The organism is Saccharospirillaceae bacterium, from assembly GCA_022448365.1.
In the GTDB taxonomy this organism is placed as follows: Bacteria; Pseudomonadota; Gammaproteobacteria; order Pseudomonadales; family Oceanobacteraceae; genus Bacterioplanoides.
In genome coordinates, this window is record JAKVCS010000001.1 from 559,267 (window position 1) to 585,487 (window position 26,221).

The following is a 26,221-nucleotide window of genomic DNA, read 5'->3' on the forward strand; positions in this document are numbered from 1 at the left end:
TCAGTCAGCCTGCTTCTGTCGTCGTTTCGCGGCCTCCCAGGCCGCTCCCATTTCATCCTGAGTAACCTTATCCCAGCCACCCCATTGTTCAACCTGCTGTTCAACGTCAGTAAAGCGCTGGTAAAAACGCTGGTTCGTTCCGCGCAAAGCGACCTCTGGGTCAATGTTGCTATGACGAGCCAGGTTGGTTACTGCAAACAATAAATCGCCAATCTCTGATTCCAGTGCCGCCTGGTCGCCACTGATAATTTCTGCTTCCACTTCCTTCAGCTCTTCGCGGATCTTATCCAGCACGCCGTCGATATAAGGCCAGTCAAACCCGACTTTTGCTGCTTTCTTCTGCATTTTTACTGCGCGATTCATGGCTGGAAGTGTCATCGGAATATCGGCCAGCAAGCCACTATCATTGGGTTCAACAATGCCCTGCTGAGCCTTCAACCGTTTTTCCTGACGTTTAATCGCATCCCAGTTGGCATTCACTTCTGCCTCCTCAGGAGAAATACCGGCGTCACGCTCAGATTCGAGCGTGCCTTGCGGAAAAACATGCGGGTGGCGACGAATCAGCTTGGCGACCAGTTTGTCGATCACCGAATAAACACTGAACAAATCCCGTTCCGTGGCTATCTGACCATAAAAAATCACCTGAAATAACAGGTCACCCAGCTCCTCTTCCAGGTGAGGCCAGTCCTGGCGTTCAATGGCATCCGCCACTTCGTAGGCTTCTTCCAGGGTGTGCGGCAGAATGCTGGCAAAGTCCTGCTTGAGATCCCAGGGGCAACCGGTTTCCGGATTCCGAAGGCGCGCCATACACACCAATAAGTCTTGCAGGCTGTAACTCACAACTGCCCTCCTCGAACCCGGCGTGCTGAAATCACATTGGGTAACTGCTCGATTTTATTCATCAGCCGCAGCAAACCTTCAAGACTCTCGACTTCCACCGTCAGACTCATGTGAGCGATGTTTTCACCTGGATTCGATTGAGTATTGACCGCCAGAACATTCATTCGTTCGTTGGCCAATAAACCACTGACATCGCGCAGCAACCCCGTGCGATCGTAGGCCTGAATCTGCATATCTACCGGATAATGCTGTGTCGGACGGGAACCCCAATTCACCTGCAACACACGCTGCGGTTCTGTCATTTCAAGGTGCAATAAATTCTCACAATCACTGCGGTGCACGTTTACACCGCGGCCCAACGTAACATAGCCACGGATGTCATCACCGGGTACCGGCTGACAACAATTCGCCAGGTTGGTGAGCAGATTGCCAACACCTTCGATATAAACATCATCAGCACTGGCAGATTTTTCGCTCGACTCAGGCTTGCGCAGCAACGGCAGTTCCTGCTTATCCAGCTGTGGCGCAAGACGGTCAGCCTGCTGTAGCACTGCATGCACCACCTGGCCGGTTCGCAAATCACCGGCACCAACTGCGGCGAACATATCGTCGACCGACTTCATATTCATACGCTCAGCAATATTACTCAGCGGCTGATCGATCAAGTCGAGACGATCCAGCTCACGCAGTACCAACTGGCGTCCCTCGTCGGTGTTTTGATCTTTAGCCTGCAACTTAAACCAGTGTGCAACCTTGGCGCGCGCGCGACTGGAATGGATATAACCGGACTCCGGATACAACCAGTCCCGGCTGGGATGCGCATTGGCATTGGTGAGGATTTCAACCTGCTCGCCGGTACCCAGCAAATAAGTCAGCGGTACGATGCGGCCATTCACTTTGGCACCGCGACACTTATTACCTACTTCAGTATGAACCCGGTATGCAAAGTCAATCGGCGTGGCTTTTGGTGGCAAATCGACCACATGGCCATCCGGAGTAAACACATAGATCCGGTCTGGGCTGATATTGCTGCTTAATTCACCGATTAATTCCGGCAAATCGCCCAGCTCGTCATGCCATTCCATCACCTGACGCAACCAGGCAATTTTCTGCTCATAGCCCTGATCTTTGGCATTTACATCCGTGCCCTTATACAACCAGTGAGCACAGACGCCAAGCTCGGCATCTTCATGCATTTCATGAGTACGTATCTGTACTTCAAGAATTTTGCCTTCCGGACCAATCACCGCGGTGTGAAGGGAGCGATAGCCATTTTCTTTCGGATTGGCAATGTAGTCATCAAACTCATTGGGGATATGGCGCCAGAGTGAGTGAATAATTCCCAACGTGGCGTAACAGTCTTTGATTTGTGGCACCAGAATACGCACCGCACGAATATCGTAAATCTGACTGAAATCGAGATTCTTGCGGTTCATTTTGCGCCAGATGCTGTAGATGTGCTTAGCGCGACCGTAAACATCACATTTGATACCCGCTGACAACAACTCGTCACGCATGCGCTGCACCACATTTTCAATGTAGCCCTGGCGAGTCAGGCGTTTTTCGTCCAGCAGCTTGGCAATCTTTTTGTAGGAAGCCGGTTCCAGATAACGAAACGATAAATCTTCCAGCTCCCACTTGAGGTGTCCGATACCCAAACGGTGGGCCAGCGGTGCGTAGATGTTGAAAACTTCCTCTGCCACCTTACGACGCTTGTCATCCGGTGCATCTTTAACGGCACGGATAGCAGAAGTTCGTTCAGCCAGTTTGATCAATGCAACACGCACATCATCAATCATGGCGACCAGCATTTTGCGCACGTTATCGACCTGCGCTTCACGCTGGCCGAGCACACTCTCGTCCTGGTTGTCGGTATTTTGTATGGCACTGATCGCTGCCATTCGCAGAACACCCTCAATCAGCTTGGCGACTTCTTTGCCAAAGTCTTTTTCGACCTTGCTCAGTGCTAACCGGCCTTCACGCACTGCGCGATAGAGAACTGCGGCCACAATCGAATCGGTGTCGAGTCGCAGATCCAACAGAATCTGCGCCATTTCAATGCCCATTTGCACACTGTCAATCGACCAATAGGTACGATTGGCAATGGCTTCATCCGACAACCGCTTTGCTGTCGATAGCGCTTTGTGCAGTGTTTCAGGATCCAATACATCCTGCGACTGCTGAATACTCTCCATCCAGCGATCCACATCCAGTGAACCATCATGGAGCAGTGGGTGGTCGTCTCTGACCTTAACCATGCTTGTTACTCTCGCGTTGCAGCAGCACCATAGTTTCCACATGATGTGTTTGTGGAAACATATCCATAATGCCTGCTTTAGTCACCCGGTACCCTGCTTCGTTTAATCGCCCTAAGTCGCGTGCCAGCGTAGCGACGTCGCAGGATACGTATACAATTCTCTCAATCTGGCGTTTTATCAGCTCTGCCATGACCTCAAGTGCCCCGGCACGGGGCGGGTCAAGCAACACGGCATCAGGCTGAGGTAATGACGCCAGGCTTTGTGGCTGAGATAAATCAGCCTTTTTCCCTAGCAAAGGAAGGGCCAGATTTTCCGCCTGTGCGACAACACTGTTCACCATACTGTCCTGAACCTCAACAGCAATCACCTGGTGACTGCGTTGCGCCAGCGGCATACTGAAATTTCCGTGGCCGGAAAACAGATCCCAGATGCAATCTTCCGAACCCGGTTGCAACCACTCAAGCGCTTGCTCAACCATCGACTGATTCACGGTCGAATTCACCTGAATAAAGTCACTTAAGGCCATATTCAGACGCATATCATTCACCTGATGCCACAGCGTCTCTGGCGCGGACGATGGATAAATACACTGTTCACCCTGGTCATTTTTCAGCCATAACTGCACGGCTAAATCACTGCCACTGGCCAGTCTTTCAATCAGTTGACATAAACTCTGCTGGTCTTCCTCTGACAGCGGTTTCAATACCCGCAGCACCAGCGCCAATGCGTTATCGGCGGCGATTACTTCAATCTGGCTGATTCTGTCGCGATGGCGCAACGAGGAAATCTGCTGGCGCCAGGCCTGCCAATTCAGAACCGGGTGCTGAACCAGAACCGGGCAAGCATCCACATCGGAAATATGACTCGATGCCGATTCACGAAAACCAATGTAGTTACGTTCTTCCGCTTTCGAATAACGCACCCCCAAACGTGCTTTACGCCGATAATTCCATGGCGCTGCCGTTATCGCCGGTGACCAATTCGCAGCCACAATACCCTGGCGCTGAAACTCTCGTTCAACCCGAGCCTGCTTTGCTGCAACCTGGGCCGGATAATTGAGGTGTTGCAGGTCGCAACCACCGCATTTGTCATAATGAGGACAGGTGGGTTCCACCCGATCAGGAGAAGGCTGTGTGATACGGCGAAGGCGGGTTTGCCAAACTTTCTTGCGTCGGCCGTCCAGCACCACATCGGCCGTTTCACCGGGCAAAGCGCCCGGTACGAAATACACTTCGCGACCACGGCGCGCAACACCCTGACCTTCTGACGTCAGATTATCAATTTCCAGCGTGAGACACTGAGACTCAGTCTGCGGACGTTGCACCGGTGCCTGGCGTGGGCGCCGGCGACCGGAAGTGGTTGAAGATTTACGACTGCGTGGATGACTCACCACAAACTCCCAACAAAGGCCAGAACAACGCCAACGGTGCTCGGAGCGCCAACGGTACTGAGGGCCAGTTTCTTTGCCGCAACTATGAGGGCAAACGTAATTTTTTCAAGCTAACTGGCTCAAATGATCTGTCCTCGGGTACATCAGACAGGCTTCATTGTGGGACCTGTTGCGATGCATACACACCAGAAGACAAATAACGATCGCCACGATCACAGATAATCGCCACAATAGTGGCGTTTTCAAGCGTTTGCGACAGGCGCAGGGCGCCGGCAACGGAGCCTCCGGAGGAAACACCACAGAAAATGCCTTCTTCCCGCGCTAAACGGCGCATCGTCTCTTCGGCTTCCTGCTGACCGATATCCATCACCTGATCGACCCGCTGGCGCTCGAAAATAGTAGGCAGATACGCCTCGGGCCAGCGACGGATACCCGGGATTGAAGCGCCGTCAGCGGGCTGCAGGCCAACAATCTGAACGCCGGGGTTTTGCTCCTTCAGAAACCGTGAGGTTCCCATGATTGTGCCCGTCGTGCCCATCGAACTCACAAAGTGCGTGACACGCCCCTCAGTTTGTCGCCAGATTTCAGGCCCCGTGCCGACATAATGGGCTTGTGGATTATCGAAGTTACCGAATTGATTCAGAACAATACCTTCACCTTTCTGCTGCATCGACAGAGCCAGATCCCGCGCACCTTCCATACCCTCTTCCTTAGAAACGAGTATCAGCTCCGCACCGTAAGCCTCCATTGCCCAGCGACGTTCCATCGTAGCGTTGTCCGGCATGATCAGTATCATACGGTAGCCCATAATTGCAGCTGCCATCGCCAGGGCAATCCCGGTGTTGCCGCTGGTCGCCTCGATCAGCACGTCACCCGGTTTGATATCACCGCGTTGTTGAGCTTGCTGGATCATCGATAATGCCGGGCGGTCTTTTACCGAGCCAGCCGGATTATTGCCTTCCAGTTTCAGCAAGACGGTATTGTTACCTGTTTCCGGTACAATGCGTTGTAATCGCACCAAAGGTGTATTTCCGACACAATCGGCAATGGTTGGGTAACTGATCTGACTCACGTTGCTTTTCCTGACACGGTTTGACGAAAGTTATGGTCTTATAACGAAAGACCTGCATCTTACTGATTTGTTTCAGTAAAAGGTAATAACCAAACGGCATTTGGTTATATAGTTTCTGGATGACACCCGGGCGTCGCACCTTTAACCTGTATATTTACCAGAAAGATACGGACTCAAATACGGCATGAAGCACTGGAAAATACAAACCCGCATTATGTTTATGGCGTTATTGCCGGGCGTTATTGTATCGCTGACTCTGGGCGTGTTTTTTATCAGTGACCGTAGCCAAGATCTGGACGATCTGCTCGATCAGCGAGCCATGGCGATGGCCAAACAACTGGCGCCGACCTGCGAATACGGCGTCATGACCGGCAATGTGGGGATTCTGCAAAACATCGCCAATAACATGCTGGAAGAACGCGATGTACGTGCCGTCAGCATCTACAACCAAGACGTCGATATCCTCGCGCATGCCGGTCCCAAAATGATGACCGAACGAATCGGCTCAGCCGAATTGCAGGAACATCAGCTGCAGCTGCTGAGGACTGAAAGCACCGTGCGCGTCAGAGCGCCCGTCTTTGCGGAGAACCTGGTGATATCCGACCAATTCTCCGATCAGTTTTACGCAGAACAATCCGAGCAGGTGGCTTTGCTTGGTTGGGCAGAGGTTGAACTCTCGACCACAAACACGCTGTTAACCCGTTATCAGCATCTGGCGAATTCATTAGCCATCGTTGTGCTGGTCTTGTTCATATGCAGTTTTCTGGCGTACCGCATCAGCCGCCAGATATCGGTGCCGATTTCGCGTCTGGCAAGTGGTATTAACGAACTGGGTGAGGGCCATCTGGAGAAACGTATCCATATCGATAGCGCACCAGAATTTAACCGCATGGCACTGGGTATCAATTCGATGGCCAGCCGCATGCAGAGTTCAGAAGATGAACACCAGACCAATATGGAACAGAACATGCGGGACCTGCAGGAAACGCTTGATGAGTTGGAGGTGCGCAACAGTGAATTGCAACTTGGCCGTAAGCAAGCGGTACAGGCAAGCCAGATGAAATCGCAGTTCCTGGCCAACGTCAGCCACGAAATCCGAACGCCATTAAACGGTATTATTGGCTTTACTGATCTGCTCGACCGAACCCAGGTGACCCATCTGCAAGCAGACTACCTCGACACCATTCGTAAGTCGTCGCAGGATTTGCTCAACATCATTAACGACATCCTTGATCTGTCTAAAATTGATGCCGACAAACTGATTATCGAACAAACCAATTTTAATCTGCGTGACGTGATTGAGCAGGTACTAACGGTACTGGCTCCCCCAGCATACGACAAAAACCTCGACCTCTATTACCACATAGATACCGATGTACCACTGCAGGTCCGAGGTGATCCGCTGCGATTAAAACAGGTCCTGACCAATCTGGTGAACAACGCGGTGAAATTCACTGAGTATGGCAATGTCAAAGTACTGATTTCACAGATTAACCAAACCTCTCAACGCAGCACATTGAAATTCGAAGTGCGCGATACCGGTATTGGTATGAGTGAAGAGCAGATTGAGAAGATTTTTACGGCGTTCTCCCAGGCAGACACCAGTACCGCGCGTCAGTTTGGCGGCACCGGGCTTGGTCTGATTATCTGTAAAGCACTGATTAAGGCGATGCATGGCGATATCACCGTGGAAAGTTCGCCGGGTCAGGGTTCCAGTTTTGTATTTCATATTGATACTGGTACCAGCAGCGAAAACAGCAACAGCAACCTGCAGCTTCTGGCCGGCTATCAGATTGCCGTCTATGAACCGCATGACCTCAACCGCCAGATGCTGGCGTCGATGCTGGATGAGTGGCAGCTGGATTATCACCTGGCAGAAGATCAGGACGATTTGCTGAATCAGGTAGCTCAGGAAAGTAACCTGTCGGCCATACTGCTAACCGTTGATCGGCGCCAGATTCACCAACCGCGTCTGCAACGTTTTCTGCAGCAGTTGACGTTAATCGACATACCGATTATCACCATGACCAACACAGTGCAGCACGAGGACCTGCAATGGTTGGAGAGCCAGGGCGCCCACTGCACCATGTCTCAGCCGATAGCACAGAACAAGTTGTGTGAAACATTACGCCAGGTCTTGCTGCAAGAATCACCGGCCGACGAAGACCAGCAGGATAGCGACTTCGAGCTGACTCAACAGCGCCAGCCTCCCTGCATTCTCGCGGTCGATGACAACGACGCCAATCTGAAACTGGTTACTGCACTGCTGGCTGAGCTGGGCGTAAGCGTCTGTTCGGCGACGTCGGGCCAGGAGGCGATCGATAAAGTTGCCGGTAATAATATCGAGATGGTATTTATGGATATTCAGATGCCGAACATGACAGGCCTTGAAGCCACTCAGCACATCCGTGGCTTACCGGGTAAAGCCCATTTACCAATCGTTGCACTCACAGCTCATGCTCTGGCGGATGAAAAGCAATTGCTGCTCAACAGTGGCATGAACGATTATCAGACCAAACCCATCAGTCTCGATCAACTGGCAGACTGTGTGAATCGCTGGACCGGCTATCAACCCAATATCAAGCCCAAGCCAAGCCAGAGTGAACAACGCGATGAACAGTCGGTAAATGCTGCGACCTCAGACGAAGAAGCCATGTTCGATGCCGTGGACGGGCTGCGGTTAGCGAATTTCAAACAGGATCTGGCGCTGGATATGTTCACCATGCTTCTGCGCTCGCTGGAGCGCGATTGTGAAGCGGTTCGAGACGCCTGGGAAGAGGAAGACTTTGACACATTGCTGGAAAAGGTACATAAAATTCACGGTGCCAGTCGTTATTGCGGTGTGCCAAAGTTACGCAGCATTCTTAACGCTTTTGAGACAGAGCTGAAAGCCGGTGGAAGGCGCCAACTGCCTGAGCATATGCGTACATTTGTTCAAGAAGTGGCAATGCTGCAGCAGTGGGCAGAAGAACATGACTGGCAGGCAATGCTTGCGCGCGCCAGTCAGCAGGAGATCACTGCAAACGCCTGAATCCATTCCCCTTCGTCCGACAGGCTGACATAAGCCTGTCGCCCGCCCAGATCCGTCATGCGTTGCTGCGCGGCCTGATACAGGTTAACGACCGGAGCGCCCTGCTCGTTATTTAATATTTCCAACTGCTGGAAACCAACGCCCCTGGCAATACCCGTCCCCAATGCTTTGGCCAGGGCTTCTTTTGCAGCGTAACGTTTTGCCAGGTAGTTAATACCATCCGCGCGCTGGTGAAATATTTGCTGCTCCGCCGGTGTTAAAAAGCGCTGCAGCAAACGTTCACCATGGCGCTGATAAGCGCTTTGAATGCGCGATGCATCCAGTAAGTCGGTACCGATACCGACCACACCGATGGTTCCATCAGACGGTAAGTCATTCATTAACGCGTGCTGGCCTTTTCCAGTAAGGCACGCATTTCGCTAACAGCTTCCTTAAGACCAACAAATACCGCGCGAGCAACAATCGCATGGCCAATATTTAATTCGTTCATTCCGGGAATTGCGGCAATGGCTTCCACATTGTGGTAGTTCAGACCATGCCCGGCGTTCACAATAAGGCCTTTATCCAACGCATAAGCCGCTGCTAGCTGAATACGAGCCAATTCTCGTTGTTGCTCAGCTTCGCTCTCGGCATCGGCGTAAGCGCCGGTATGCAGTTCAATTACCGGTGCACCGCAACGTACAGTAGCATCAATCTGTGCTTCATCCGGATCGATAAATAGCGACACTTCACTATCGACAGCTGCCAGGCGCTCACACGCGTTTTTGATAGCCGCTTCATTACCCACCACATCCAGACCACCTTCCGTCGTTAGCTCCTCGCGTTTCTCTGGCACCAGACACGTGGCTTCCGGACCCACCTCCTCAGCCAGCTCAAGCATGCCTTCTGTGACTGCCATTTCAAGATTCATGCGGGTGCCCAGTGTTTCAGCCAATACATACACGTCACGGGTCTGGATATGACGACGGTCTTCACGTGGGTGGATGGTAATGCCATCAGCTCCGGCTTCCTCGGCAATAAAAGCAGCCTGAACCGGGTCGGGATAGCGGGTACCACGTGCTTGTCGTAAGGTTGCGATATGATCGATATTCACACCCAACAAAACGCGTTGCGGATTTTTTACCTGAGACATTTTCGATCCTTAAATAAACTGAACACTAAATTTTTGATGGATTAAATAACTGCCGGCTGATTAACGGTCGCTCCAGTACATGCTCCAGAGCGAGACGCAGCACCTGCTTCGCTGTTTGCCAGACACTAACATCGTGTGGGACTTCAGCAAAGTTTTTCAGCCAACCAGCAAATGCCAGTATATCGCTGCCGCGAAAAAAACCCGCACCGTGTAAATAAAATCCTTCCTGCGGATTGAATCGATACCGCTGGTGCAGGGTTATCGGCCGCGCCAAACTGTCCTGCTGCCAGGAAAACCCCAGCCCAAGTTGCTGCAGCAGCTGATATTCAAACAGCCGTAGCCAGGGTTCCAGTGCCCCGCCGTTTGCACTGTCATTGTTATCTTCCAGAGCATTAATCACACTGGCATACAACAGAAAGAGATCTTTGGCGGGTTCGTTTCGGGGTAACAGGCGGGCAAGCAATTCATTCAGATATAAACCGCAATACAGAGAATTGTTTCGCAACTGAAATGTCCGCTGACGCTGAAGAGCTTTGATCTGTGGCCAGTCTTCGCCAACGCGCCAATCAGCCTGACATTGTTGAAAGCAATCGGGGATAAAAGCATCTTGTTTGGCAGAACGCTGCGGCGTGACTACGGACAACCTGCCAGCTTCGGCGGAGAAGATATCCAGCAAGAACTGATACTCACCAACTGGCTGGCGCTGCAAAACAAACAGCTTTTTCATATTTTTCTAGCCCCAAATGCCAGGAAAAAAGTCTGCATTATTCTCCAGCACCGCAACCATGTGTTGAGATGCCTGCGCGACACCCCTTCGCGGATGAGAACAATAATCCGGGCTTTTACCGATTGATCATCTGAAGGGATATCGCTGCTGTAAAGCACATGCGTTGTTTACTGACAGGGTAAGCGGAATGTTGCCAAATTACTCGTCGTTATAACCCAGGCTCCGCAGTGCCCTTTCGTCATCCGACCAATTGGATTTAACCTTCACCCACAAATTCAACATCACTTTGCAGTCAAACATCTGTTCCATATCCTTACGGGCTTCGATGCCGATCTGTTTTATACGATACCCTTTATCACCAATCACAATGCGTTTCTGAGAGTCACGCTCAACCAGAATTAACGCACTGATTTCAGCCATGCGACCATCATGAGTGAATTCTTCAATTTCTACCGTCATTTCGTAGGGTAATTCATCGCCCAACTGGCGCATGATCTTTTCACGGACCAGTTCTGCCGCCAGGAAGCGAGAACTGCGATCGGTGATCTGGTCTTCCGGATAAAAATACTGACTTTCTGGCAAGTAGCTCTCAATCAGACTTTCCAGACGCTCAACGTTGTGTCCAGTCTTCGCGGATACCGGAATAATCTGATCAAAGTTATGGCGGCTACTGAGCTCTTGCAGATATGGCAACAGCTCATCTTTGTCTTTCACAAAATCGACTTTATTGACCACCAGAACCGCTGGTGCGCGTTGCTGCTTAATGGCCTGCAACACCATTTCATCTTCGTCAGTCCAGCGCATACGATCGATCAGCATCACAATCAGATCAACGTCTTTTACCGCCGTGGTTGCCGCTTTATTCATGTAGCGATTAATCGCTTTATCATGGTTTTTATGGATTCCCGGCGTATCGACATACACCACCTGGCTGCCATTTTCCGTTTTGATGCCCAGAATCTGGTGACGAGTGGTTTGCGGCTTACGCGATGTGATCGACAGCTTTTGCCCAAGAATTCGATTTAACAGGGTCGATTTGCCGACGTTTGGGCGACCAACAATGGCAACAAAGCCTGTGCGGGTAATCAGATTTTCTTCACTCATGCGCTTACCTCGGCCGCATCCCCGGCTTGTTTCAGCTGTTCCAGAACGGTGGCTGCAGCGGTTTGTTCGGCATTTCGACGACTCGAGCCGGTCGCAGTCACTGGTGCTTCAATTTCGGGAATAAAACAGGTGACAGTAAATACCTGCTCATTAGTTGGGCCGTCCACTGACAGCACTTCGTATTTTGGAAGGCGCGAACCTGCAGCCTGTTGAATTTCCTGCAGCTGTGTTTTCGGGTCTTTAATCGGGTCTTCCAGGCTCAGATTATCCAACCGGGTTTGAAACCAGGCTAAGATACGTTCACGCGCAGCGTCCAGACCGGCATCCAGATAGATGGCACCGATCAACGCCTCAACCGCATCAGCGAGAATCGAATCACGCTTATGCCCGCCGCTTTTCAGCTCACCGGAACCAAGCAGCAGAAAATCACCCAGATCGAATTCTTTGGCAACTTCAGCCAGAGTTTTGCCTTTTACGATCCTTGCCCGCAAACGGCTCAACTTGCCCTCTTTTGCTTCAGGAAAGCGCTGATACAGATCTTCAGAAATAACCACACTGAGAATCGAGTCGCCCAGGAACTCCAGACGTTCATTATTATCGACGCCTTTGGAGCGATGAGTTAAAGCCAGCTCAACCAGGCTCTGGTCTTTAAAGCGATAACCCAGGCGCTGGGAAAGTTTTATCAAAGGATTATTCACTGGCTAAAGTCTTTCTGATGTTGAAACCGACCAACCAGATCAATGTTAGCAAACAAATTGCCACGCTTTTCGTAGCTCAGAAACAACACAATGCCGTTACGGGTACGGCGAATTTCAAGGCCATCTAGGGGTATATCAGCCTGACCGTTCTCCAAACGTCGCTCCAGTAACGCGCGCAATTGCTTCGAGCGGGTACGGCTGGTGACTTCCCCGGAAGACTGCAGTGTATCAAGCACCTGAGTAACCACACTGTCCTGCAGATACATCGGCACGACTGCAAAGGCAACTTTGATAACCAGAATCAGACCAAAAATAGCCAGCAGAACCGGTAAAGCCGCCATCCCTGATTGTTTGCCATAAGGCGCTTTCATCATTTTCATCAGTCAGTCACCGAACTAGTCATCAACACGTAAAACAGCCAGGAATGCCGACTGCGGAATTTCTACATTACCAATCTGCTTCATGCGCTTTTTACCTTCTTTCTGCTTCTGCAGCAGCTTCTTCTTACGGCTGACGTCACCGCCATAACACTTGGCCGTTACGTTTTTACGCAGCGCTTTTACCGTGGTACGGGCAACAACCTGATTGCCAACCGCCGCCTGAATCGCTACATCAAACATCTGACGTGGGATCAGTTCTTTCATTTTTTCAGTCAGCAAAGCGCCACGACGACGAATATTGTCACGGTGCATAATCACTGCCAACGCATCGACACGATCGCCATTCACCAGCACATCAAGGCGCACCAGCGGAGCTTCCTGGAAACGCAGGAAGTTGTAGTCGAGTGACGCAAACCCACGGCTGGCAGACTTAAGGCGGTCAAAGAAGTCCATGACCACTTCGGCCATCGGAATCTCATAACGCAATGACACCTGGGAACCGGTGTATTGCATATCAATCTGCACGCCACGCTTTTCTATACACAGAGAAATCACATTACCCAGATATTCCTGTGGCACCAGAATATTACACTCGGCAATCGGTTCTAACATTTCTTCGATGGTGCCCGCATCCGGCAGTTTGGACGGGTTATCAACCGATAAAGTTTCGCCCTTACGATTAACCACCTGATAAATTACGGTTGGTGCAGTCGTGATCAGATCCAGGTCGTATTCACGCTCAAGCCGCTCCTGAATGATCTCCATGTGCAGCATCCCAAGGAAGCCGCAACGAAAACCGAAGCCCAATGCGTCGGAGTTTTCCGGCTCATAGAACAACGAAGCATCATTCAGCGACAGTTTTTCCAGTGCATCACGGAACGATTCAAAGTCATCAGAGGAAACCGGGAATAAGCCAGCATAAACCTGAGGTTTTACTTTCTGGAAACCCGGTAACTCTTCAGTGTCAGGTTGTTTCGCTCCCACGATGGTGTCACCCACCGGAGCACCGTGAATATCTTTAATTCCGGCAACCAGGTAGCCCACTTCACCGCAACCTAAGTGACCGGTCTCATTGCGCTTCGGCGTGAAGATACCGACGCCATCGACGCCATGATCTTTACCCGTCGACTTAATACGAATTTTGTCGCCTTTTTTGATCGAACCGTTTTTCACCCGAATCAGGGAAACAACGCCTAAGTAAGGGTCAAACCAGGAATCAATAATCAGGGCTTGTAACGGTGCGTCCGGATCACCTTCAGGTGCTGGAACATTAGCGACCAACTCCTCAAGTACGTCATCGATATTCAGACCACTCTTGGCAGAACAGCGCACCGCTTCCATGGCATCAATGCCAATAATATCTTCAATTTCCTGCGCTACCCGGTCTGGATCCGCCTGTGGCAAATCCATCTTGTTCAGAACCGGCAAAACTTCCAGTCCCTGCTCAATCGCGGTGTAACAGTTTGCTACCGACTGTGCTTCCACACCCTGGGCAGCATCAACCACCAGCAGCGCACCCTCACAAGCCGACAGTGAGCGCGATACCTCGTAACTGAAGTCTACGTGTCCGGGAGTATCAATAAAATTCAGCTGGTAGGTCTTACCGTCACGGGCTTTGTAGTCCAGCGTCACACTCTGGGCCTTAATGGTAATGCCACGCTCACGCTCGATATCCATGGAATCGAGGACTTGCTGCTGCATTTCACGGTCAGACAAACCACCACACACCTGAATAAACCGATCTGACAGAGTCGATTTACCGTGGTCGATGTGGGCAATAATGGAAAAGTTACGAATGTGGTCCAGTTGGCTCACGAATATGATCCGCTTCAGAATTCAAATGGGCCGGAATTCTACTTGAAAGGCGGACTAAAGGCTAACGCATTCAGATGGTTAGCCGGTAGCGGAAGGTCGTCTGACAATAAGTTTTGCAACTTGACTGCTCTACTGGTTCCACAGCAACAGGAAGTGGCAGTAGGTGGCTGGGTCTGGGGCGACCCTGTTTTTCTGCAACCAAAACCCAGCCTTGTGTCTCGGCTTATTCCGTAATCCGCAACGGGATAAACATAGCCGCACCGCGGCGTACAATTCGCATGGGGACGCTGCGGTTCTTCGGTAATGAGTTGACGATTTTATTGAAATCAGCAACAGAGCGCACAGATTCGCCGTAGATCATGGTAATGACATCCCCATTAACCAGCCCGGCAAACGCCGCTGGTCCCTGTTTGACGTCTTGAACCACCACGCCATCACCGCTTTTATTGCGCTGTTTTTCAGACAACTCCGCAACCACAACACCCAACCGGTTACTTTCCGATTGCTTTGGAACACTGTTATTGGTCAGTTCAATACCGTCGCCATCAGGCAAGGTACCAATGCTGATGTTCAGTAACTTGCGCTTGCCGTTACGAACCACTTTTACTTTTGCCTTTGTACCCGGCTTGACGCGCCCTACCTGATGCGGCAGATCGGATGACAAGAAAATTTCGTTACCGTCAAAGTGGGTAATGATATCGCCATTTTCCAAACCACCCGATTGTGCTGGACTGTTAGGTACAACCTGAGCGACCAGTGCGCCAGCGGCTTTATCCAAACCAAATGACTCTGCCAGGTCCTTATTGACTTCCTGGATCACAACACCCAACCAACCGCGGCTGACTTTACCTTTTTCTTTGAGCTGATCAGCCACATTCATCGCAACATTCATAGGAATCGCAAACGACACACCCATAAAGCCGCCGGAACGGGTATAAATCTGCGAGTTAATACCCACCACTTCGCCATCCAGATTAAACAGGGGGCCACCGGAATTGCCCGGGTTTATCGCCACGTCAGTCTGGATAAAGGGGACATAATTTTCATTCGGCAGGCTGCGGCCTTTGGCCGAAACGATGCCAGCCGTCACCGAGTAGTCAAAGCCAAACGGCGAGCCAATCGCAACCACCCATTCCCCAACTTCGAGCTTATCGGAGTCGCCCAGATCCACCGTTGGCAGGTCTTCAGCCTCGACTTTCAGCAAAGCCAGATCGCTGCTTGGGTCAGCACCAATCAGCTCTGCGGTTAACTCCCGCCGGTCATTGAGGCGAACAATGATCTCATCAGCCCCCTGAATCACATGATTGTTGGTTAGCAGATAACCATCCTCAGAAATAATAAAACCGGACCCTAAGGATGACTTTTCCTGTTGCCCTCCACGTGGACCATGTGGATTCTGACCGTAAGGCATGGGTTGGCCGAAGAAGTGCCGAAAGATCTCCGGGACGTCTTCCGGTAATCCATAACGCTGCATCATGTTGCGCTTATCCTGATGCTGTATGGTGGAAATATTAACGACTGCAGGAGAGGTTTCTTTTACCAGATCACGAAAATCCGGTAGCGCGGCATTTACAGCCGAAGCCAGTACAGAAAGTAGTACAGCAATACTCACCGGTATTGCCCGAAGCGATTGCAACATAGATATCCCCGCGTCACTTTTAACCATTAGTCACTAGACGATAACGATGGCTCAGCTCAGAGGGTTTGTCATGTATAAAAAAGTAAGAGAGTGCGAACCTATGGCAAGTATTCTCAGAAGACTTGTTCTACCGGAATATGACTGCAAGCCTCTTTAAAGTGCGGTTGCCAATCTTCCTTTTTTTGTTCGGAGATTGTTTTAGCGAACCAGAAACCCGCCAACAGGCCACTCAAACCCGCCACCAAAGAGCCTGTTTCTCCAGCCGCAAAATGTCCGGCAACAGCAAATGACAATAACCCCAGCATCGGCATGCCATAAAGCACCAGAGCGCTCATCGCCAGGCTACCATCCGGTAAAGTCAGCGTTGCCTGTTCGCCAATTCGGAAATGTTTATCGGTAGGAACCCACAGACGCATTTTACGTCCGAGCTTGCTCAGAGAGTGCTGCCCACATCCACTGCGCGCATTGCAGGATGAACAGGCGCTTTGCTGCATAGCTTCTACCCAGACACCCTGTTTACCCAACTCCACAATTTCAACAATTTCCTGACTCAAGCGCTTAACCCGGTTTATTCATAGCAAGCCGCTATTTTATTGTGGTAAGACCGAAGCTGCAATTTTCTCCGCGGTCATCAGAGGAACTTCACCCACAACAGCAATGCGGTATTTCCCAGTATCGGTTGTCAGATATCGCACCACCGCAGAGGTTGGTCCCCATTGCTGGCTGAGACCAGACATGATTTGTTTCTCATCAGCCTGATCCACGAACAGGGTAATAGCGGCTAAGCCATCGGTGTACATCAAAGTGGTTAACGAACCATCCACATCATCTGCTGACCCAATGCGCCTCACCTGGCTTGCAGTCTCCATAAAACCACGCGGTACCCAGCTGAGCTGCCACTCCGGCGTTTGTGTCTTTGACTGCGAACTCTCTTGCGCCGTTGTGTGAGGCACAACACGGTGCCCACTGATCTCGGGCTCAAATGCGGCGCTGGGGATGGCCTGCCCTATGTCGATCTCTGCGAACTGAAAACGTTCCAGTACCCTACCTTGGGCATCAACCAAATCGGAACGCAATAGTAACCCGCTGTCTTCATCCAGCCACAGGCGATAGCCATAGCGGTAACGATCCTGCGGCGATAACAGCACTTTCTGCGTCGCACGACCGGCGATACGCTCACCCGGCTCCAAACCAAGATGATAGTATGAATCAATGGCCCCGCTTTGATGCACAAAACCCTGAGATAAAGGGTTTGGGTGACTCTCGAGGCGCATCACATTCTCCCCCGGATGAATACAGGTGATGTCATGGCCTTTGCGCACCACCTCTCGGGCTTCACCGGTGAGATGCAATAAACGCTCATGCTCAACACCGTTTACAACACCATGGGTGATCTTCAGCGTTTGCCACTGCTGGTCGTCTCCGTAGATCAGAACACCCTGATAATTCTGCTCCTTAAACGCATGCGACATACGATCCAGCCAACCACGGGCGTCAAGCGACTGGGGTAAGGCCTGAACCGTATGAACCATCATCAGCGCCAGACCCAGCATCACCGCCGGCAAAGACACCCGCTTCATCTTATTTTTCCACGTTAACAGCATCAGCTTTGCTTTCGTCCTGCATATCCCTGTTGACTTCAACATCGCTGGTCATGCTGCTGCCTGATTCGTCAAAACTCGCTACTCTGGCGAATGGCATCATGCCACGTCCGGTATTCAGGGCGGCATTTTCAGTATGCTGCAGAACGTACTCCTGCAGTTTTCGCTGCGCTTGTTCCAACTCAACCGCATCCACCGGGTTGCTTACCAAGCGTTGCTCGACCGTTTCACCGGACAGTTCTGCATCCGCAACCAAATCCTGCTGCTGAAGATCGTGGTTAAGACGCACACCCAGGAGAACGGCAATTGTCACGGAGGCCGCTACCGCTGCAGACGCTATCCAATTTACACTGCGTTTCGTCTGCCGGTGGCCGTTTTGCTCCTGATTCACCTCATGATCCGTCGGTACCTCATCCATTGGCTCGCCTTCAATGGCCTGCATAATCCCGCGCGACAAATCCGTGGTCGCAACCGGTTCGTCACGCATCAGAGAGCCAATCATTTGATAACGCTGCCAGCTGTCGCGCAGCTCACTGTCTTCCTCAACCTGGTTGAGAATCCGGCGCACTTCCAACTCATCGGTCTCACCATCCACCAACGCCGACAAAGATTCTTTCATTCTATCGTTCATATATCACCTTCCAAACATCGACCGTTTATCCTGCTGTCAGTATTAAGCACTGGCACTCAGCAGCGGCTGCATTTTTTTATCGATTGCTTCCCTTGCGCGAAAAATACGCGAGCGAATCGTTCCAATCGGGCATTCCATTACCTCGGCTATTTCTTCGTAACTCATGCCATCTATTTCGCGCAACGTGACCGCCATTCTTAATTCTTCCGGCAGGTTTTCGATGGCGTCAAACACCACTTTCTGCAGTTGATCGCGGTGCAGCAAATTATCCGGTGTGGCTACATCTTTCATGTGCGACTCGTCGGCAAAGAATTCGGCGTCCTCAAGATCCACATCATGAGTGGGCGTTTTACGTCCGCGACTCACCAAATGGTTTTTAGCGGTGTTAACCCCAATCCGGTACATCCAGGTGTAAAAGGCGCTTTCACCGCGAAAATTTGGCAATGCTCTGAACGCTTTAATAAACGCCTCCTGCGTCACGTCCTGAGCCTCCGCGTGATCGTTGATAAAGCGTCCGACCAAAGCCAGAATTTTATGCTGATACTTGATTACCAGCAGGTCAAAGGCTCTGCGATCACCCTTCTGAACCCGCGCAACAAGTTGTCGATCGGTTTGTTGTTGATCTGTCATGCTGTTATCCGCTGTCACCCGCTCCTGTTCCACAGCTACCGCTAAACTCGCCAATTCTCACCTCCTTCACATCCTATGCGATGCCTTAGGTGATGTAAGAATCCACTTTTACTGAAAAGTTCCCGAGCTGTTGCACGCTTTTCATAACATAGCGGTGAAAGTATAGTGCTCAGCAGTTTAAACGAAGAATCGGATACATGACTCAATCACTGTCTTACGATGTGGTCATCATCGGTAGCGGCGCTGCCGGCCTGACCCTCGCTCTCTCTTTACCAGATCATATGCAGGTTGCTGTGATCAGCAAAGATCGCCTGGACGCGGGATCAACACGCTGGGCGCAGGGGGGCGTTGCCGCTGTTCTGGACGAAGAGGACAGCGTTGAGGCGCATGTGAATGACACCCTGATAGCGGGTGCTGGCTTGTGCCATGAACCCAGCGTGCAGTTCACGGTAGAAAATTCCACCGAGGCTATTCAGTGGCTTATTGATATCGGTGTGCCCTTCACTCAGGACGGTGACCGGTTTCATCTGACGCGCGAGGGCGGCCACAGTGCCCGCCGAATTATTCACGCAGCCGATGCTACCGGCCACGCAATCTCCGATACGTTGTTAAAACGGGCAGAGGAAAGAAGTAACCTGACACTGCTGCATGACTATATCGCCATTGACCTGATTACCCGGGAAAAACTTGGACTTGAAGGCCAGGGCTGTATCGGCGCGTATTTTCTCAATAATCGCAACGGTGAAGTTGACACGATTTCTGCCCATGCTGTGGTATTGGCTACCGGAGGTGCCAGTAAAGCCTACCTGTACACCAGTAATCCGGATGGCGCATCCGGTGATGGTATTGCCATGGCATTTCGCGCTGGGTGCCGGGTTGCTAATATGGAATTTAATCAATTCCATCCAACCTGCTTGTATCATCCGCAGGCGAAATCGTTCCTGATCACTGAAGCGGTTCGCGGCGAAGGGGGTCGGTTATTACTCCCGGACGGGCAGCCATTTATGCAACGCTTCGATAAGCGTAATGAGCTTGCTCCACGCGATATCGTTGCCCGCGCTATCGACCACGAAATGAAACGTTTGGGGGCTGACTGCCTGTTCCTAGACATCAGCCACAAACCAGCTGCGTTCATCCTGGAACACTTTCCGACGATACACGAGCGTTGTTTGCAATTGGGCATCGATATCACCAAAGACCCCATTCCGGTGGTACCTGCCGCTCATTACACCTGCGGTGGTGTCGTAACCGATAACTTTGGCAGAACGGACATTCCAGACCTGTATGCCGTCGGTGAAGTCGCCTCAACCGGCTTGCATGGTGCTAACCGGCTTGCCAGCAACTCGTTGCTCGAGTGTCTGGTGTATGCGCGCTCAGCCGCGCAGCATATTAGCGCCAATATTGATCTGAATACCGACGTGCCTGCAGCCCCGGTATGGGACTCAAGCCAGGTGACGGACTCTGATGAAGCTATTGTGATTTCCCACAACTGGGACGAGTTACGGCGCTTTATGTGGGACTATGTAGGCATTGTACGCACCACAAAACGTTTGCTTCGGGCGAAACACAGGGTGAAGCTGCTGAGACAGGAAATTCAGGAGTTTTACAGCAGTCATCACATCAATAACGACCTGCTGGAATTACGAAACCTGGTGGATGTGGCTGATGTGATCATCCGCTCGGCACTGTTGCGCAAGGAAAGCCGGGGACTGCACTACAGTCGCGACTATCCGGAACCATTACCACGAGCATTTGATACTGTCCTGACGCCAAAATATTTGAACGAGTTGGGCGAGCTTTAGGCCGTATTCTGAGGTCAGATACTGCCGTAAAGTGCAGCCTTGAGCTGCCTGAATTCGGCTTCACTGGCAAAACTGTCAGGACGTAAAATCAGGCGGTTCCATGGCCAGAACGACCAACACAGAATAATCACATTCGCTCGTCTGACCGAGCCGGCCTGCCAACAAACTGCCTGGCGCTGGCCAGATACTTCGACCCACCAGCTGTGCTGGTTGTTCAACATCTGGTAACCAAGACGCCATTGGCGTTGATGACCAAAGCGATTGATTTGCCACAAGACAACGACTGCGAGCAGCAGCGCTGTCAGTGCACCCGCAATCGGTGAACTCAATGTCACGATCGCAGCTAACAACAGCAGCGAAGCCAAATCACGCCGCTGTTGCTGCTGCGATGATCTAACCTGCCACTCAGCGCGCACGGGTGCGCGAATGTTCCCGAACCATCATAATAATTTTTTCCATATCCGGGTCTCCGGGCATTTTATGCTCCATAAACCAGGTGAACAGATCTGGATCTTCACGGTCAAGTAACGCGAGATAACGATCCTTATCTTCTCGACTGAGGCCGGGGAAGGCTTCCTCAGCAAATGGTAATAACAAAACATCCAGTTCCAGCATGCCGCGACGGCTGTGCCAGGCTGTGCGTTTGTTTTCAATAGCTTCAGGGCTGGTTTGATCAGTCACAGGAGACTCCTCTTAAAGTTGCGGCATTATACCACTGCATTGACGTTATAAAGCCATACCCTTTTTGGCGTTATGCCCAACGCGAAGATGGAGTAAACTCTCAACTTTATCCGGAAACTGACTTTGCCATGTCACAGATTTTTAATGCAGTACTGCAATCAGGCTGTTTTGTCCCTGATAACGACGCTGACCAACAGCAACCCGCTCATAGCTGGTTGGCACAGTTTTCCTTGTTGCGTGTCAATGGCCCGGACAGTGAGCGCTTTCTCCAGGGCCAGCTGACCTGCAATGTAGCTGAGTTATCAGACAACAAATGGAGCCTTGGTGCCTGTTGTACGGCCAAAGGACGCATGGTGGCCAATTTTGTTATTGCACGGGACAGCAGTGATGGTTACTGGCTCCGTTTGCCAACCGCACAGGTAGCTGCTCTGATCCAGCATCTGAAAAAGTACGCTGTATTTTTTAAAACGCAACTGACCGATTTGTCAGAAGACTACAAAATTGTCGCCTTGATTCCCGCCTCTCAGCCTGCCCAGCCACAACTGGACAGCGAGAACATCATCAGCCAGCGCACACTGAACTGGTCAGAGCAAGGCGCAGAGCTGCTTTATCACGACGGCCGAAAGGAGCTTTGGCTAAGCAATGACCAGGCTGGCGACATGTTAACCGGACAGACGCTGTGTGATTCGAGACGCTGGCAACTGTTTGACATTAATCAGGCCACCATCTGGGTCGACACAGACACACGTGAACATTGGATACCACAGAATATTGACTGGCACCGCCAAGGTGGCGTCAGCTTCAGTAAGGGGTGTTACACCGGCCAGGAGATCGTCGCTCGCCTGCAATACCTCGGCAAAGCGAAAAAAGCGCTGTATCGGGTTAACAGCGAACAAGCCCATCCGCTGATGACACTGGCTGACATAAAAACCGCAGAAGGCCGCTCAATTGGTGAACTGTGTAGCTGGTCTGATAATCAGGGGCTGGCTCTATTGACTGTGACGGAAGGGCTGGAACAGGTGTTGCTGGTAACAGAAAGTTCGGAAATTCCACTCAGTATCGAAAAGCTCTCCTATACTCTAGAGCAGGAAAATATCACCGACGCCTGACCTGATTCCGGGCGTCGCTCGTTGGAGAGACGTCCACATGACCACCGATCTGGCCAAGCAGGTAAAAGACGATATCGTCGCTCAGATTAAAAACGATGAACTCGTATTGCCAACCCTGCCGGAAATTGCCCTGAAAGTCAGGGAAGTTGCTGAAGACCCCAATGCCACCATTGACGATTTGTGCGAAATCATTGCCCGCGATCCGGCACTCAGTGCCCGGATAATCAAAGTCACTAACAGCCCTTTATTGCGATCCAGTATGCCAGTGGACGATCTGGTGACAGCCGTATCTCGCCTAGGCATCGATTTTACCTCCAATCTGGCGATTGGCCTGGCGATGGAGCAAATGTTTCAGGCCACACACGATATGATTGATAAACGCATGCGTGCTTGCTGGTCAAGAGCAATGGAAATTGCAGCCACTGCCCAGGTGATGGCTCGTCACTTCACCCGACTGAAACCCGATCAGGCGATGCTTGCAGGTTTGATTCATCAGATTGGCATTCTGCCGATTCTGGCTTACGCCGAAAATAATGAGAACCTGCTGGCTGACAGTATTTCTCTGGATAAAGTGATCGAACGCTTACATCCGGCGTTGGGGAGTTATATTTTGCGCAGTTGGGAATTTCCCGCCGAGATTGTTTCTGTTCCAAAACACTATCTCGATCAGAACTACGACAGCAGCGAGGTCAGCTACGTTGATCTGGTTCAGGTTGCAACGTTCCAGAGTTATGCCAATACCCACCACCGCCTTGCCAACATTAACCGCGGTGCTTTGGGCTCCTTCAAACGCCTGGGTCTTGATGCCGATGAAGAAGTCACGCATTGGCAGGCGTTAAGTGACGAAGTCGATGCCACGCAGGCGGCTATAGCCGGATAAAAAAGGATAAAACCATCATGACTCAGGATCTTACGCCCCAGGCCATCATGCGCGAAATTTTGCAGCAGGTTGAATCGGGAGAGCTGACGCTTCCAACCCTGCCATCAATGGCACAGAAAATTCTCAAAGCAAACCAGGATGACTCCCTGACAACGGAGTCGTTAACCAACCTGATTGAGCAAGACCCGGCTATCGCCGCACACTTAGTACGTATCGCTAACAGTCCATTGGTTGGCAGTAAAGTAGACATCACCGATCTGAAAACGGCGATTGGCTTATTTGGCGTGAGTTATTGCAGCCAGCTGGCCATCAGTCTCGCACTGAAGCAGTTATTCCGAGCGCGGAATAAGAATGTTTCTGGATTAATCAGAAAAACCTGGGAGCAATCATCGCGCCTGGCCAGTTTGTGCATGGTAATGGCTAAGGATTACGACATTAACCCAGGCAGCGCATATCTGGCGGGCCTGCTGCATAAAATTGGCGCCCTGCCGATTTTACGCTGGCTCGATAATCAGGATTCCATCCCACTGACCAGTGAGCAGATACAACAATTACTGGAGCAACATCAGGCACAGCTGGCCGAACAATTATTGGACGACTGGCAATTTCCGCCGTCGCTCTGCTGCGTGCCACATAATTATCTGAATATGGATCATAATGGTAAAGATCGCGCCGATCTGACGGACCTTGTTGCCAGCGCTTATTTCTTTTTATCTGAGCAGAGAAAAGACTGGCAGGATTGTAAAGTACTGGAACGTATGGGTGTCACCACAGAAGAAATTCAAAAACGTATGATGGCCTGGCAAACCAAAGCCACCAGTGTCTGAGTACGCTGTCTCGTAATCATCCGTAATAAGGCGCTGCGGCTACGCAGCGCTTACAATTCAGAATATGGGTGATTTCCTTTTGCCCATGGGTTAGTTGTCAGTTGCTTCACCCATTCTGCCGGAACGTCGTTAACCGTTTTATGCTGCCACACCGGTTTGTAGTCTTTATCAACCACCATCGCGCGAATTCCCTCGCAAAAATCCGGATGACGAACTGCCTGATAGGCCAAAGTCAACTCCCAGCTGACTACCTCCCTGAGACTCATGTGTGCGCCCTGAGCAATCTGCCGCATAATCAGATGGGCAGTCGCCGGGCAAGCTTTTTCAAAGTTATCTAATCCCTGTTTCAGCCATTGATTTTCAGTTTTATACTGTCGCATGCGCGCAGCAATACTTTTCAGATCCGTATCGGAAAACACGTATTCGAGGTCAGGCGCGATATCGTCCAATTGACTGGCGGGCATATTTTCAACGCTATCAGCGTCCATTTTGTTCAGAACAGCGCGTACATGCTGGTGATTTACCGCGCGGTTATTACTCCAATTTTGCTGTAACAGCGTATCAATCATCGTTTGCCAACAGGTATGACTGATCGCATATTGAATCAGCTTTAGCTTTTTACTGTCCGTCGTATTCATATGGCTGCCACTGAGTCCCATCCAGTGACCTACCGGATATGGCAAGCGCGATAAATAATAACTGGCAGCCACATCCGGATATAAACCAATCCGGACTTCCGGCCATGCAAGCTTTAGGCATTCACTACCAACTCTGTGGTTGGCAGCAATAAACAGCCCCAATCCGCCCCCCATCACAAAGCCGTGCCCCCAGGCAATTAATGGCTTGGTAACCTGATGCAAACGATAATTTTTAGCGTATTCGCCTTTAAAAAAAGCGTCGGCATATTGTAGCCGCTGATCCTCGTCAGAATTGATCATGCTGTCGTACAACTTGAGAATATTGCCACCGGCACAAAACGCTTTCTCACCAGAGCCGCGCATTATGATCGCAGCGATGCTGTTATCCTGATTCCATTGCTCAATCTGGCCATCGATCAGGTTCACCATGTCCAGATCAACGGCATTCATGGCTTCAGGAACATTCAATGTCATCAGCGCTAATTTATAGCCCGATCCACTGTCAATTTCTTCGAATAAAACAGCGTCGGGTGACATTTTATCAAGGGTCACAGAGTTTCCTCGCAATCGGATTTGTAGCATCGCAACAGACTACGGATAATAGCGCTTTTTAGTTGGGCTCACAGTTGCTATGACAGTGGTTTTAAGTCTTATTGTGCTTTTGGTTATCTTTGTATCGCTGTTTTTATTACTGCTCGTGGATAAAGACAACCGCACAAAACAGTTACGTCGTTGCGCAGATCAGCTGGCGCTGAACTATAGGCCGTTTGCGGCTCTCAGCAGCGAAATGCGGGATGCTCACTTTTATATCATTGAGATTGGTCAATTCCGCAATTTTCGTCATCTAATCGAAGGGAAGCTGACGAGTAATAACCAACAGCTACCCGTGAATCTGTTCGACTATAGTCTGGTCAGCAATGATGGCACAGCAAACCAGACATTGGTGCTTATTCATTGCCCCCTGCCCTGCAGCAAATTAAGAATTCAGCAAAAATCCTGGTTACAAGGCGACGCTTTTACCGGCCCGGAGATTGATACCCTGACCCGCCTACAAACCGGCCAACTTCATCCGGAAATCAGCAACTGGCAGGTATTCAGCGAACGCCCGGCAGAAACCAATCGATTACTTACACCACACGTTCGCCAATGGCTTTTGGCACATCCTCACCTTCACATAGAATGGAGTAATGGCATCCTGCTGCTATACCGTCCAAAGCACCTATTGGATGAACAAGCGATTGCGGCCGCACTGGAAGCAGCCGGAGAACTGGTTCAGTTGCTGCAAAACAGCACGCAATTCGACAGTACTCCTCCGCGGAATACATAACGATTATAA

25 protein-coding genes are annotated in these 26,221 nt (G+C 51.0%); 6 read left to right on the top strand and 19 right to left on the bottom strand.

What is annotated here, in order from left to right; genetic code table 11:
- The 4 genes from mazG to cysM all read right to left on the bottom strand — a co-directional run bounded on the left by mazG (nt 1) and on the right by cysM (nt 5,551).
- Complete coding sequence (gene mazG / locus MK185_02560; protein MCH2039502.1) at nt 1-840, bottom strand: nucleoside triphosphate pyrophosphohydrolase; 840 nt, start codon at nt 838-840, stop codon at nt 1-3.
- A complete protein-coding gene (gene relA / locus MK185_02565) occupies nt 837-3,098 on the bottom strand; it encodes a GTP diphosphokinase (protein MCH2039503.1) in 2,262 nt (753 codons plus the stop codon). Before relA ends, mazG begins: the two co-directional genes overlap by 4 nt.
- Nucleotides 3,091-4,488, bottom strand: a complete 1,398-nt coding sequence (gene rlmD, locus MK185_02570; GenBank protein MCH2039504.1) for a 23S rRNA (uracil(1939)-C(5))-methyltransferase RlmD — start codon at nt 4,486-4,488, stop codon at nt 3,091-3,093. Before rlmD ends, relA begins: the two co-directional genes overlap by 8 nt.
- A 154-nt stretch (nt 4,489-4,642) precedes the next feature.
- A complete protein-coding gene (cysM, locus tag MK185_02575; GenBank protein ID MCH2039505.1) occupies nt 4,643-5,551 on the bottom strand; it encodes a cysteine synthase CysM in 909 nt (302 codons plus the stop codon).
- Between the two features lie 193 nt (nt 5,552-5,744).
- On the opposite strand from cysM, the gene MK185_02580 reads away from it, so the two are divergent.
- Nucleotides 5,745-8,591 (top strand): ATP-binding protein, encoded by a 2,847-nt coding sequence (locus MK185_02580; protein ID MCH2039506.1) that lies wholly within the window; start codon nt 5,745-5,747, stop codon nt 8,589-8,591.
- On the opposite strand, the gene acpS is transcribed toward MK185_02580, so the two are convergent.
- From acpS to rpoE, 12 genes are all read right to left on the bottom strand, one after another.
- A complete protein-coding gene (gene acpS, locus MK185_02585; GenBank protein ID MCH2039507.1) occupies nt 8,564-8,971 on the bottom strand; it encodes a holo-ACP synthase in 408 nt (135 codons plus the stop codon). The genes MK185_02580 and acpS overlap by 28 nt on opposite strands.
- Nucleotides 8,971-9,723 (bottom strand): pyridoxine 5'-phosphate synthase, encoded by a 753-nt coding sequence (gene pdxJ, locus MK185_02590; GenBank protein MCH2039508.1) that lies wholly within the window; start codon nt 9,721-9,723, stop codon nt 8,971-8,973. Before pdxJ ends, acpS begins: the two co-directional genes overlap by 1 nt.
- Before the next feature lie 25 nt (nt 9,724-9,748).
- Complete coding sequence (locus MK185_02595; GenBank protein ID MCH2039509.1) at nt 9,749-10,450, bottom strand: DNA repair protein RecO C-terminal domain-containing protein; 702 nt, start codon at nt 10,448-10,450, stop codon at nt 9,749-9,751.
- Nucleotides 10,451-10,648: 198 nt separating this feature from the next.
- A complete protein-coding gene (gene era, locus MK185_02600; GenBank protein ID MCH2039510.1) occupies nt 10,649-11,554 on the bottom strand; it encodes a GTPase Era in 906 nt (301 codons plus the stop codon).
- Complete coding sequence (rnc, locus tag MK185_02605) at nt 11,551-12,252, bottom strand: ribonuclease III (GenBank protein MCH2039511.1); 702 nt, start codon at nt 12,250-12,252, stop codon at nt 11,551-11,553. Before rnc ends, era begins: the two co-directional genes overlap by 4 nt.
- Complete coding sequence (locus MK185_02610) at nt 12,249-12,632, bottom strand: DUF4845 domain-containing protein (GenBank protein ID MCH2039512.1); 384 nt, start codon at nt 12,630-12,632, stop codon at nt 12,249-12,251. Before MK185_02610 ends, rnc begins: the two co-directional genes overlap by 4 nt.
- A 15-nt stretch (nt 12,633-12,647) precedes the next feature.
- Nucleotides 12,648-14,447, bottom strand: coding sequence for a translation elongation factor 4 (gene lepA / locus MK185_02615; protein MCH2039513.1), 1,800 nt, complete (start codon nt 14,445-14,447; stop codon nt 12,648-12,650).
- Nucleotides 14,448-14,670: 223 nt separating this feature from the next.
- On the bottom strand, nt 14,671-16,086 hold the full coding sequence (locus tag MK185_02620) for a DegQ family serine endoprotease (GenBank protein MCH2039514.1): 1,416 nt from the start codon (nt 16,084-16,086) through the stop codon (nt 14,671-14,673).
- Nucleotides 16,087-16,199: 113 nt separating this feature from the next.
- Nucleotides 16,200-16,640, bottom strand: coding sequence for a SoxR reducing system RseC family protein (locus MK185_02625; protein MCH2039515.1), 441 nt, complete (start codon nt 16,638-16,640; stop codon nt 16,200-16,202).
- Nucleotides 16,641-16,676: 36 nt separating this feature from the next.
- Nucleotides 16,677-17,666, bottom strand: coding sequence for a MucB/RseB C-terminal domain-containing protein (locus tag MK185_02630; GenBank protein ID MCH2039516.1), 990 nt, complete (start codon nt 17,664-17,666; stop codon nt 16,677-16,679).
- Between the two features lies 1 nt (nt 17,667).
- Complete coding sequence (locus tag MK185_02635) at nt 17,668-18,318, bottom strand: sigma-E factor negative regulatory protein (protein MCH2039517.1); 651 nt, start codon at nt 18,316-18,318, stop codon at nt 17,668-17,670.
- A 42-nt stretch (nt 18,319-18,360) separates the two neighbouring features.
- A complete protein-coding gene (gene rpoE / locus MK185_02640; protein ID MCH2039518.1) occupies nt 18,361-18,948 on the bottom strand; it encodes an RNA polymerase sigma factor RpoE in 588 nt (195 codons plus the stop codon).
- Nucleotides 18,949-19,145: 197 nt separating this feature from the next.
- On the opposite strand from rpoE, the gene nadB reads away from it, so the two are divergent.
- Entirely contained in the window at nt 19,146-20,750 is a 1,605-nt protein-coding gene (gene nadB / locus MK185_02645; protein ID MCH2039519.1) for an L-aspartate oxidase, read from the top strand.
- 14 nt (nt 20,751-20,764) lie between these two features.
- Here nadB and MK185_02650 read toward each other — a convergent pair whose 3' ends face one another.
- Nucleotides 20,765-21,166 (bottom strand): hypothetical protein, encoded by a 402-nt coding sequence (locus MK185_02650; protein ID MCH2039520.1) that lies wholly within the window; start codon nt 21,164-21,166, stop codon nt 20,765-20,767.
- The gene (locus tag MK185_02655; GenBank protein ID MCH2039521.1) at nt 21,156-21,431 is read right to left on the bottom strand and encodes a succinate dehydrogenase assembly factor 2; all 276 of its coding nucleotides are present in this window, start codon (nt 21,429-21,431) and stop codon (nt 21,156-21,158) included. Before MK185_02655 ends, MK185_02650 begins: the two co-directional genes overlap by 11 nt.
- 128 nt (nt 21,432-21,559) lie before the next feature.
- Between MK185_02655 and MK185_02660 the strand changes: the two genes are divergently transcribed.
- Genes MK185_02660 through MK185_02670 form a run of 3 tightly spaced genes read left to right on the top strand, consistent with a single transcriptional unit; the run spans nt 21,560 to nt 24,247 of the window.
- Nucleotides 21,560-22,540 carry a hypothetical protein gene (locus tag MK185_02660; protein ID MCH2039522.1) on the top strand — a complete coding sequence of 327 codons (981 nt, stop codon included), beginning with the start codon at nt 21,560-21,562 and terminating at the stop codon, nt 22,538-22,540.
- Nucleotides 22,541-22,577: 37 nt separating this feature from the next.
- Nucleotides 22,578-23,420: an HDOD domain-containing protein gene (locus MK185_02665; GenBank protein MCH2039523.1), complete on the top strand. Its 843-nt coding sequence runs from the start codon at nt 22,578-22,580 to the stop codon at nt 23,418-23,420.
- A gap of 17 nt (nt 23,421-23,437) precedes the next feature.
- Nucleotides 23,438-24,247, top strand: a complete 810-nt coding sequence (locus MK185_02670; GenBank protein ID MCH2039524.1) for an HDOD domain-containing protein — start codon at nt 23,438-23,440, stop codon at nt 24,245-24,247.
- Between the two features lie 50 nt (nt 24,248-24,297).
- On the opposite strand, the gene MK185_02675 is transcribed toward MK185_02670, so the two are convergent.
- Nucleotides 24,298-25,437 carry an enoyl-CoA hydratase/isomerase family protein gene (locus tag MK185_02675; protein ID MCH2039525.1) on the bottom strand — a complete coding sequence of 380 codons (1,140 nt, stop codon included), beginning with the start codon at nt 25,435-25,437 and terminating at the stop codon, nt 24,298-24,300.
- A gap of 79 nt (nt 25,438-25,516) precedes the next feature.
- On the opposite strand from MK185_02675, the gene MK185_02680 reads away from it, so the two are divergent.
- Nucleotides 25,517-26,212: a hypothetical protein gene (locus MK185_02680; protein MCH2039526.1), complete on the top strand. Its 696-nt coding sequence runs from the start codon at nt 25,517-25,519 to the stop codon at nt 26,210-26,212.
- Nucleotides 26,213-26,221 lie beyond the last annotated feature (9 nt).